Annotated in this window: 11 protein-coding genes; 5 read left to right on the top strand and 6 right to left on the bottom strand. The window is 70.5% G+C overall.

Features of this window, described 5'->3' with window-relative positions:
- Nucleotides 1–45 precede the first annotated feature (45 nt).
- The 6 genes from E3N86_RS05925 to E3N86_RS17700 form a co-directional block, all read right to left on the bottom strand.
- Entirely contained in the window at nt 46–1518 is a 1473-nt protein-coding gene (locus E3N86_RS05925) for an NAD(P)/FAD-dependent oxidoreductase (RefSeq protein WP_134511544.1), read from the bottom strand.
- 67 nt (nt 1519–1585) lie between these two features.
- The gene (locus E3N86_RS05930; protein ID WP_233191189.1) at nt 1586–2392 is read right to left on the bottom strand and encodes a crotonase/enoyl-CoA hydratase family protein; all 807 of its coding nucleotides are present in this window, start codon (nt 2390–2392) and stop codon (nt 1586–1588) included.
- A 44-nt stretch (nt 2393–2436) separates the two neighbouring features.
- Nucleotides 2437–3282 carry an arginase family protein gene (locus tag E3N86_RS05935; RefSeq protein ID WP_134511545.1) on the bottom strand — a complete coding sequence of 282 codons (846 nt, stop codon included), beginning with the start codon at nt 3280–3282 and terminating at the stop codon, nt 2437–2439.
- Between the two features lie 73 nt (nt 3283–3355).
- A complete protein-coding gene (locus tag E3N86_RS05940) occupies nt 3356–4003 on the bottom strand; it encodes an NADPH-dependent F420 reductase (RefSeq protein ID WP_134343250.1) in 648 nt (215 codons plus the stop codon).
- Nucleotides 4004–4070: 67 nt separating this feature from the next.
- Nucleotides 4071–4802, bottom strand: a complete 732-nt coding sequence (locus tag E3N86_RS05945) for a PspA/IM30 family protein (protein ID WP_104194097.1) — start codon at nt 4800–4802, stop codon at nt 4071–4073.
- Nucleotides 4803–4944: 142 nt separating this feature from the next.
- Nucleotides 4945–7020: a TPM domain-containing protein gene (locus E3N86_RS17700; RefSeq protein WP_134373582.1), complete on the bottom strand. Its 2076-nt coding sequence runs from the start codon at nt 7018–7020 to the stop codon at nt 4945–4947.
- Between the two features lie 99 nt (nt 7021–7119).
- On the opposite strand from E3N86_RS17700, the gene E3N86_RS05955 reads away from it, so the two are divergent.
- From E3N86_RS05955 to E3N86_RS05975, 5 genes are all read left to right on the top strand, one after another.
- Nucleotides 7120–7302: a hypothetical protein gene (locus E3N86_RS05955; protein WP_134511546.1), complete on the top strand. Its 183-nt coding sequence runs from the start codon at nt 7120–7122 to the stop codon at nt 7300–7302.
- 59 nt (nt 7303–7361) lie between these two features.
- On the top strand, nt 7362–8210 hold the full coding sequence (locus tag E3N86_RS05960; protein ID WP_134373580.1) for an aldo/keto reductase: 849 nt from the start codon (nt 7362–7364) through the stop codon (nt 8208–8210).
- A gap of 35 nt (nt 8211–8245) precedes the next feature.
- Nucleotides 8246–8818, top strand: a complete 573-nt coding sequence (locus E3N86_RS05965; RefSeq protein ID WP_104099679.1) for a GNAT family N-acetyltransferase — start codon at nt 8246–8248, stop codon at nt 8816–8818.
- A 76-nt stretch (nt 8819–8894) separates the two neighbouring features.
- Nucleotides 8895–10226: a M20/M25/M40 family metallo-hydrolase gene (locus E3N86_RS05970; protein WP_134343245.1), complete on the top strand. Its 1332-nt coding sequence runs from the start codon at nt 8895–8897 to the stop codon at nt 10224–10226.
- A 23-nt stretch (nt 10227–10249) separates the two neighbouring features.
- Entirely contained in the window at nt 10250–10693 is a 444-nt protein-coding gene (locus E3N86_RS05975; RefSeq protein ID WP_104099680.1) for a DUF1294 domain-containing protein, read from the top strand.
- The last annotated feature ends 22 nt before the right edge of the window (nt 10694–10715 follow it).

Consider the following 10715-nt stretch of genomic DNA (forward strand, 5'->3'; position numbering starts at 1 on the left):
AGTGCGCCAGCCTCCACCGGGTGCGCCGCGAGGGCGAAAGCGCGGCTACAGGCGACCGTACTCCTCGAGCAGCCGCAGCCAGACCTCGCTCAGGGTGGGGTAGCTCGGCACCGCGTGCCACAGCCTGCGGATCGGCACCTCGCCGACCACGGCGATGGTCGCCGCGTGCAGCAGCTCCGCGACATCCGGCCCCACGAAGGTGACCCCGATCAGAACCTCACGGTCGAGGTCCACGATCGCGCGCGCCGACCCGGTGTAGCCGTCGGCGTGCACGGATGCCCCGGCCACCTGGCCCAAGTTGTAGTCCAGTACCCGGGTGCGGAACCCGGCCTTCTCGGCAGCAGCCTGGGTCAGTCCCACAGATGCCACTTCGGGGTCGGTGAAGGTGACCTGCGGCACGGCGGCATGGTCGGCTGTGGCGACGTGCGATCCCCACGGGGCGTCGTCGACGGGCGTGCCGGCGGCCCGGGCCGCGATCACGTCACCGGCCGCGCGGGCCTGGTACTTGCCCTGGTGGGTGAGGAGGGCCCGGTGGTTGATGTCGCCGACGGCATACAGCCAGTCCCCGGTCAGGTCCGGCGCGGTGCCCCGCACCAGCAGGGTGTCGTCGACCTCGAGCCAGTCGCCCGGTGTGAGGCCCACGGTCTCGAGCCCGACATCCGCGCTGCGGGGAACCCGGCCGGTGGCCACGAGTACCTCGGTCGCGGTGACCCCGCTGCCGTTGGAGAGGGTGAGGGTCACATCGCCGTCGGCCGTGCGGGCCGCCCCGGTGGTCGACACCCCGGTCAGCACGGTGACGCCCGCCCCGCGGAGGGCCGCGAGCACGAGTTCACCGGCGAAGGGCTCCTGACCGCCGAGCAAATCGCTCCGAACGATCATCGTGACCTCGGCGCCGAGCCCGGCGTAGGCGGTGGCCATCTCGGCGGCGACCACGCCGCCGCCGATGATCGCCAGACTGTCCGGGATTCCGGGGGCGCTGGTGGCCTCGCGGCTGGTCCACGGCGACACGGCTGCCAAACCGGGAATATCGGGCAGCAGCGCCGCCGACCCGGTGCTGACGACCACGGCGTGCGCCGCGACCAGTACGGTCGTGGTGCCGTCGTCAGCGGTCACGGTCACTTCCCGCACGCCGGTGAGGCGGGCGTGGCCGCGCACCAGGGTGATCCCGGTCTTCTCCAGCCAGCGCACCTGGCCCTCGTCGGACCAATTGCTCGTGAAGGAGTCGCGGCGGCGCAGAACGGCCGCGATGTCCAGGTTGCCGGTCACGGCCTCGGCCGCACCGCCGACGCGCCGGGCTGCGTCGAGGGCCGCTCCGCTGCGCAGGAGCGCCTTCGACGGCATGCAGGCCCAGTAGGAGCACTCGCCGCCGACCAGCTCGGCCTCGACGATCACGGTGCGGAGGCCTGCCTGCGTCGTGCGGTCGGCGACGTTCTCACCCGCCGCGCCGGCGCCGATCACGATGACGTCGTAGCTCGTGGCGGAAGGGTCAGGTGGGGTGGTGCTGGCGGCGGCAGACATCCGTCTCTCCTTTGGTCAGTGGTGCAGATGAGTGGTGCTGTAGTTCCAATGAGGTGGTGATGCCAGCCTAACGACCCACGAAAGTAGCCGGCCGGCGGCTGACGAATGCCTCCATGCCGATGCGGGAATCTTCGGTCGCGGCCAGGCGGGCCAGGGCCGGCTGCAGCCCCGCCTCGGCGGCCGCGGCACCCTCCCGCGCGGCCGTGCGGGCGTTGGCCAGCGTGGCCTGCACGGCCAGCGGGGCCTGGGCGGCGATCCGCTCGGCCAATTCCAGCGCGCGCTCGAACTGGGTGCCGTCCGGCACGACCTCCTGCACGAGCCCGATGCGGTGGGCCTCGCGGGCGTCGAACATGTCGCCGGTGAGCATCCAGCGCATGGCGTTGCCCCAGCCGGCCGCGCGCGGGAAGCGGATGGTCGCGCCGCCGAACGGCAGGATGCCGCGCGCCACCTCGATTTGGCCGAAGCGGGTGGACTCTGACGCCACGGAGATGTCGCTCGCGAGCATCAGCTCGATGCCGAGAGTGAGGCAGGTGCCCTGCACGGCCATCACCACGGGCTTGGACACGCTTGGCCCGTCGACCTGCCACGGATGGATGCCGCCGGGCGGCACCATGTCGAGGCCGTCGGGGCCAAGTCGGGGGCCGATGTCGGCCAGGTCGAGGCCGGCAGTGAAGTGGTCGCCGACCGCGTAGACGAGGCCGACCCGCAGCTCAGGGTCGCGGTCGAGTTCACCGTAGGCGAGGGCCAACTGCGTCAGCAGCGCCAGATCGGCGGCGTTGCGCTTCTCCGGACGGTTGAACCCGATCAGCAGCACGTGCCCGCGCCTCTCGGTGATGATCCTCGACGGATCGGAAACGGAGTGCTGCTCGTTCACGGATGCCTCCCTTGGCCTCGTGACGCTGGCGCGTCGGTCCCATGCTATGGCTGAGCAGGTCGGGTCAGCGCGCCGATGATGCGCAGGATGCTCGGCAGGTCGTCGGTGGCGGCCTCCGGTGAGGCCGGGGCGAAGCCGGCGATGGTGGCGCCGGCCAGTTCGAATTCGGCGCGCAGGGCGGTGATCAGCCGGTTCAGGGTGTCGACGCTCAGCCCGAACGGGTAGAGGTCGGCCAGGCCGGCCAGCGCCGACGGGTCGAGCACGTCCAGGTCGAGGTGTAGGTAGAAGGTGCCCACGCCCGTGGCGCGCAGGGCCGCGACGAGCGCGTCGGGAGAGTCGAGGTCCTCGACCGGAAGACTCACTATTCCGCGGTCCTGGATCAGGGCGTCCTCGGCCGGGTCGATGGCGCGCGCGCCGCCGATCACGACGCGTTCCAGAGGAACGCGCTCACCCGGGTCGAGGGTCAGGCCGTCGGCACCCTCGCCGGTGATGGCGCGCAGCACCATCCCCGTGAAACCTCCGGACGGTGAGGTGTCGGGGGTGTGCAGGTCGGGGTGGGCGTCGAGCCAGACCACGGCCAGGTCATCAGGATGCTGCCGCGACGCATGCTCGACGGCCGCCAGGGACACCCCGTTGTCGCCGCCGATCGTGACCACCGGGCCAGCGCCGCCGTGCAGTGCAGCCGTGAGGCGTTCGCGCACCATCATCAGGGTGGAGAAGCGGTCGATGCCGGTGTCGAGAGAATCGCCGGCCTCGACCGGCACCGGCACTTCACGGGTGACGGAGTAGGGAAGATCACCTCGGATCGCCTCCGCCCCGTCACTCAGGCGCATCGCGCGCGGAGAAACCGAACCCTGCCACTGTGGCACGACAACGAAGGAGGGAGCCATACTTCAGTATGCTCCCAGAGCTTCCCCGCGCGCGGGATTTTCGTGCTGGATCGGGCCGATCTACGCGCAGCGCCTATTGGTCGCGGTAGCGCGCAGCGGCGTCCGTCGCGTCCCGCAACTCGGCCGCGTTCAAGCGCGGGCCGTAGCCGGGGGTGTCCCGCTGGATGCGCCAGCCCTCGCTGAGCGCGCCGACGTTGACGGTGTCGTAGCCGAAGCGGTCCAGCAGTGCGGTCACGGTAGCGGCGGCGGAGGCGTCGTCGCTGGCGATGACCAGGGCGCGCCGGTTGACGGACCCGGCCGGCTGACCGTGCTCGGTGAGATCGGCGGCATAGATGTGGTTGAACGCCTTCACGATCGTGGACTCCGGCAGGCGATCGCGGAGCAGCTCGGCCGTGGTGGTGCTCTCGTCGTCGAGTGCGGCGATGTCGCCGTCGCGCTGCGGGTAGTAGTTGTTCGTATCGATCACGAGCTTGCCGGCCAGCTCCGTCGTGGGCAGGGTGTGGATCTGGTTCAGCGGGATGGTCACGACCACGAGGTCGCCGGCCGCGGCGGCCTCGGCGGGGGTCGCGGCGCGGGAGTGCGGGCCGAGCTCGCCGATCAGATCAGTGAGGGTTTCGGGGCCGCGCGAATTGCTCACGACCACGTCGTATCCGTTGGCCACGCCGAGTCGTGCGAGCTGACTGCCGATGTTGCCGGCGCCGATGATTCCGAGAGTTGTCATGCTAGGGACAACGCCGGGCGCCGACGGGATGTTCCCGTCGGCGCCCGGTTGCGCTGGAGGCTGAGGGCTACTGCGTGATGGAGCCGGCGCCGCCGGATTTGAGCGCGGCGAGGCGGGCGTCGACCTCGGTGAGCTCGCCGAGGTCCTCGAGGCTCTCGAACTGGGCGTCCAGGCTCGACGCGGCCAGCTCGCTGGCGCCCCGAACGCGGGCCTCCTCGCGGCGGATCTTGTCCTCGAAGCGGCTGACCTCGCTGGTGGGGTCCATCAGGTCGATGCTCTTGACGGCATCCATCACCTTGGTCTGCGCCTCGGCGGTCTTCGACCGGGCGATCAGTTCGCTGCGCTTGGCGGAGAGCTGGTTCAGCTTCTCCTTCATCTTGTTGAGGCCGTCCTTGAGCTGGGCCACGACGGCCGTCTGCGAGGCAATCTGAGGCTCGGCCAGCTTCGCCTCTTTCTCCGACTGCATCTGACGGCCGAGGGCGACCTTGGCGAGGTTGTCGAAACGGTCGGCGTCGGCCGCGTTTCCGGCGGTGCGCAGCTGGTCGGCCTTGCGGCTCGCGGCCAGGGCCTTGCCACCCCACTCGGTCGCGGCCTCGACGTCTTCCCGGTAGTCGTCCTCGAGCAGGCGCAGATTGCCGATCGTCTCGGCGATCGCGCTCTCCGCGTCGGCGATGCTGTTGGTGTAGTCGCGAACCATCTGGTCGAGCATCTTCTGCGGGTCCTCGGCGGAGTCCAGAAGCGCGTTGATGTTCGCTTTCGCCAACTGGGAGATACGGCCAAAGATGGACTGTTTCGTCATTGTGCGGTGTCCTTTCGAGTTCCGGAGCATCGGCTGACCTCCAGTGTGTCGGTTTGTGCTGGTCAAGACGTGTGGACCGCCGTGCAGGCTGCGACGGCTGCGACGGCTGAAACGGCTGAAACGGCTGCGACGGCGCCGGTTTCTAGAACCGCCCGCCCCCGCCCCGGCGTGAGCGGGAACCGGCACCGCCGAAGCCGCCGGGCATGCCGAAGCCGCCGCCGCGCCGGCCGCCGCCACCGCCACTGAACATGCCACCCCCGCCACCCCCGCCGCCGGAGAGGATTGTGTTGATCAGGATGCCGCCGAGCACGGCCCCCATGACCCCGTTCCCGCCGCTACCGCCGGCTCGGTAGCCGGGACCGTGGCCGCCCGGAACCTGGCCGGCGAACCCGTCGACGTCGTTCCGGGCGCCGGCGATGGAGGCCGCGGCCAGGGAGTTGGCCCGTTGCGAGGCGGCGAGAGCGGCACCCGGGTCGGTGGCGGCCAGCGATTCGGCCTCCACGAGAACCCTGCCGGCCTCGGCGACCCGGGTGCGCGCCTCCGCGCCCACCGCCCCGCGCCGGGCGCTGATGAAGTCTTCCGCGGCCGACACCTGCCCGCGCGCGGCGAGCAGGTTCTGGTTGAGGGTGGCCCGGGCGCGCTGGACGTGCGCCTCGGCGTCCCGCACGCCCTGCAGCGCGGCATCCATCGCGGTGTTGGCGGCGTCGAGCATGGCCATCACCTCGAGCGGGTTGATCCGGCCGGCCGCGGAACGAGCGCACACCTCGGCGAGGGTCTGTTCGGTCTGGCTGATCACTCCCGGCAACGCGGCGGCGGCCTCGGTCGACGTGGGCAGGCCGCGCGCGGTCACCAGATCGGTCTGCAGCTCGGCGACCGTGGCCGCCATCTGCCGGGTCGCGCCGGCGAGGTCGGTGCCCAGGCGGTCCACGGCGTCCAGGAGCAACCGCGCCTGGTCGACCGATACCTCGGCCGCACGGATGTCCACGGCCGCGGCCGCCGTATCGCCGGCACCCAGCCGGGTGGTGGCCCGGGCCAGAGCGGTCTCCGTGAAGGCGAGACGCTCGCGGGCCTCGGCCGGGTTGTCGGCAACCGTGCCGAGCGCCACGTCGGTGTACCGGGCGGCCAGGGCCGCCAGGCTCTCCTCGCTGCCGGCGAGCCGGGCCCGCACGGCCTCGGCGCCCTGGGACACGGCAGCGGCGACCTCAGGCGCGTTCTTCTCCAGCTGGCGCAGTTCGTCGAAGTCGTCGGCCTGCGCATCGAGGGTGAGGTTGGCCTGGCTGCAGAGGTCGATGATCGCGACGTGCCAGGCGCGCGCCTGCTCTTCGGAGTCGGGTTCGGCGTCGTCGAGCTTCTGCTGCAGGGTGAACGCCTGGCTGAGCTGCTTCTGCGCCGTTTCGAGCGCGGCCCGGAAGGCGGTGGTGACCTCCGTGCCGTACTGGGCGATCGCGAAGCCGAGCTCCTGCTCACTGGAACGGATCGCGTCGTCGGTCTGCACGAGGGTACTCGAGGCGCGCCGCTTGAGCTCGGGCGTCGGCAGGGACTGTAGCCCGGTCGGCGCTCCGGCTCCGGCTGGCAGGGCACGCCCCCGCCCGCGTCGGGCGAGCAGGATGACCGCTCCGGCGACCAGAAGCACCAGCACGGCGATGATCACGAACACGACGATGAGAAACCCGCCGGCACCGCCGCCGGGGCTTTCGTCCCCGGGGGTGATCTCGCCGGCCGAGACCGGCTCGCCCCGCAGAGCCGCGGAGAAACCCTCGGCTGCGGCGATCGCGGCGCCGGCCCAGTCGTTCTGGCGCAGAGCCGGCTCGATGGCGACGGTCTCGATCTCCTGGAGCTGGGCATCCGTCAGGGCAGAGTCGGGGGCCACGGAAAGTTGGTACTGGCGGTCATCCGTCGCTACGGCCAGCAGCACGTCGTTGGTGCCGAGGCCGTTGTTGTCAGCCGTCTGGTCGGCCCACTGCTCGCGGTCCTCGACCCCGGTGAAACTGTCGACATAGGCCACGAAGAGGTCGGCTCCGGTCTCGGAATAGAGCTCGTCGAACGCGGCCGTGACCTCGTCGGCGCGGGCGGTGACGGCGTCGACCGTGTCGACGATGTGGCTGGCGCCGAAGTCGACCGGGTTTTGCGCCCAAGCAGCCGTGGGCGCCGACGCGCTGGACATCGCAAAGCTCAGAACCGCCGCAACCGCGACCGGAATCAACCACCGTGACCGCATGGACCCCATCCTCACACCACCATCGACACTCGGGCGTTCCCAGGTCGAGCATAGGACGGCGACACAGGCCCGTCCACCGCCCAGGCAGGAGTATCACTGTTGCCCGCTGTCACGGCGGCCGGCTGGCTGGCTGGCTGGCTGGGCATCTGCCGCGGGCTGCAGATCATCGACGACACCCCTGATGGTCAGGTCGAGGTCGTCGAGCACCTCGCCGGCGCCCGCCGGGTCTCGAGCCTGTCGATCGGCCCTGAACGGGAATTCGCTTCACCGTGCGCCGTTTAGGTCAGGGTGGGGCGCGCAGTCTTCTCCGTGCGCCTCGTCGACAAAAGGAGCTCTACGACATGACCGCAGCACCGACGACATCCATTCCCCGCATCACCCTCAACAACGGAGAGACGATCCCGCAGCTCGGGTTCGGCGTGTACCAGATTGAGCCGGCCGACACCAGGCGGTCGACGCTCGCCGCCCTCGAGGTGGGCTACCGCCACATCGACACCGCCGAGATGTACGGCAACGAGCAGGGCGTCGGCGAGGCCGTGCGCGAATCCGGCCTGGATCGGACTGACGTCTTCGTCACGAGCAAGCTCAACAACGGCTTCCACTCCCGAACTGATGCCCTGGCCGCCTTCGAGCAGACGCTCGAGACCCTCGGCTTCGACTACCTCGACCTCTTCCTGATCCACTGGCCGCTGCCGGCCGTCGGAGACTTCGTCGAGACCTGGAAGGCGTTGGAGGAGATGCACGCCTCCGGGCGGGTGAAGACCATCGGCGTCTCCAACTTCCAGCCGCAGCACCTGCGGCGTCTCCTCGACGAGACCGGCACAGTGCCGGCCATCAACCAGATCGAGGTGCACCCGTACCTGACCCAGGACAACGTGCGCGCGTTCAACACGCAGCACGGCATCGTGACCGAAGCGTGGTCGCCCATCGCACAGGGCAGGGTGCTCGGCGACCCCGTGATCACGGCCATCGCCGGCCGCCTGGGCCGCTCTGCCGCTCAGGTCACCCTGCGCTGGCACCTGCAGCGTGGCGACATCGTGTTCCCGAAGTCCGTCACCCGCAGCCGGGTCGAGGAGAACTTCGCGCTCTTCGACTTCGAATTGACTGCCGACGACCTGGCTGCGATCACAGCGTTGAACCGCGACGAGCGCACCGGCCCCGACCCGGACCAGTTCAACTGGATTCCCTGACCACCCGCAGGGGTCCGGGTCACTAGTCTGGACGGATGCCGCTCGAGACCCGCACCGCCCGCCTCCTGCTGCGCCGTTGGCGTGAGTCAGACCTGGCGCCGTTCGCCGCGATGGGGGAGGACCCGGAGGTGATGCGGTACTTCCCGTCTCGGCTGACCCGGACCCAGAGCGACGAGCTCGCCGGCCGGGCCGACCGGCTCTTCGAGACGCACGGCTACGGACTCTGGGCGCTCGAGAAACAGTCGACGGGCGACTTCATCGGCTTCACCGGGCTCGCTCCCGTGCCCGCGTTCATCCCCGGACCCGGCGGGCTCGAGGTCGGCTGGCGGCTGGCCCGCTCCTTCTGGGGCCAGGGCTACGCCACCGAAGCCGCCCGGGCGGCCCTCGATGTCGCTTTTGGGCGGCTCGATCTCGAACAGGTGCAGGCGATCACGGCGGTCATCAACGAACCGTCGCGGGCCGTGATGGAACGACTCGGGATGACCGCGACCGCCGAGTTCCAGCATCCGAAGATTCCCGTCGGCTCACCGCTCCGGGTTCACATCCGCTACGCGGTTTCCCGGGCGGCCGCCGCCCAGGCGTGCGCCGCGGCCGATCTCACCCGGTAGAGTTCAGGCACTTTACAAAAGGACTGGCCGCCACCATGGAATCGACTGTCGCGCACCATCTCCGTCCAGCGTGCGCATGAGCGACCATGAAGCCCTGACCCGCCAGACGGTGGACCTGCTGCGCGACCTCATCCGCAACGCCTGCGTCAACGACGGCACTCCCGATTCGGGCGGCGAGATTCGCAGCGTGCGCACGCTCGAGGGGTTCTTCGCCGGGTCGGGACTCGACCTCGAGGTGGTCGAACCGCATCCGGGCCGCGCCTCCTTGATCGCTCGAATCCGGGGCACCGATCCCACGGCGCCCACGCTCGCCCTGGTCGGCCACCTCGACGTGGTGCCGGTCGACGACGGCGGCTGGAGCCGCGACCCCTTCGGCGCCGAGATCATCGACGGCGAGATCTGGGGACGCGGCGCCCTCGACATGCTCTACCTGACCGCCAGTTACGCGGTCGTCACCCGGGCCATTGCGACCGGACCGTTCCGGCCGCGTGGCGACCTCATCTTCGCCGCGGTTGCCGACGAGGAAGACGGCAGCCACTTCGGCGTGGAATGGCTCACCGAGCACCGGCTCGATCTGATCGACGCGGACGCCGTGCTCACCGAGTCCGGCGGGGCCATGGTCGGGCCGCGGCCGCTGATCTCGACGGCCGTCGGCGAAAAAGGTATCGCCGGGCGGCGCCTTTCCGTGCGCGGCACCCCCGGCCATGGGTCGGCCCCGTGGGGCGCGCGCAACGCCGCGGTGATCGCGGCGGATGCCGTGGGGCGCTTGGCCCGCTACCGCGCCCCGGTGCAGATCACCGCCGACTGGCGCCGATATGTGCAGGCCCTCGACCTGGAACCCGACCTTGCCGCGCGCCTGCTCGACCCGCACCGGATCGACGGCGCCCTGAACGAGCTCGGCAGCCTGGCCGGGTTCGCGCACGCATCCACCCACACCACCATCTCGCCCAACATCGTGCGGGCCGGGGTGAAGGACAACGTCATCCCCGCGCTCGCCACGATCACCCTCGATATCCGGGTGCTGCCCGACCTGTCAGCCGCCGACGTCGACGCCTACCTGCGGGAGGCGCTCGGCGACCTGGCCGACGAGGTCACGATCGAGGGCGACGAATTCGCCGCGGCCACCCGGTCCGCGGTCGACACGCCGCTGTTCCACTCGCTCGGCAAGGCCGTGCGCCGGGCCTACCCCGACGCCGACCTGCTCCCGGTGCTCAGCGTCGGCGGCTCCGATGCGCGGTTCTACCGCCGCCGCGGCGTCCCTGCCTACGGTTTCGCGCTGCTCGGCCGGCACTGGGACTACGGCACCTTCCGGCAGCTGTTCCACGGCAACGACGAGCGCATCGACATCGGCTCGATCGCGTTGACGGTCGCGGCCCTCGACACCGTCGTTCGCGACTTCCTCGACTGAGCTGCTGCCGCGAGGAGACACAGATGAGACAGACCAAGCCCAGGCGGCAGTCCCCACGCACGAGGCAGACCGGCACGCGGCGACGGATGCCCGCCCGCACCGGTTCGGGAGCCGTCGCCTACCTCGCCATCGTCGCCTTCACGTCGATCTACCTCGTCGTCGACGCCTACCGACCGGTCTCGATCTGGGTGGCCGCGTTCTACCTGGCCGTCAGCCTCGCCTGCTTCGTCGCCTACGCCATGGACAAGACCGCAGCGGTCGCTGCGCGCTGGCGGGTGCCGGAGAACACCCTGCTGCTGCTCGGATTCGCCGGCGGCTGGCCGGGCGCGATCGTGGCGCAGCAGGTGCTGCGGCACAAAACCAAGAAGGCCGGTTTTCGGCAGGCGTTCTGGGGCACGGTGGCCCTGAATGTGCTGGCTTTCGTCGTGATCTTCTCGCCGCTGCTGCCGGATATGCTGGCCCGCTGAACCGAGCCGAGCCGAGCCGGGG

Source organism: Cryobacterium sp. Hz7 (assembly GCF_004402815.1).
GTDB classification, from domain to species: domain Bacteria; phylum Actinomycetota; class Actinomycetes; order Actinomycetales; family Microbacteriaceae; genus Cryobacterium; species Cryobacterium sandaracinum.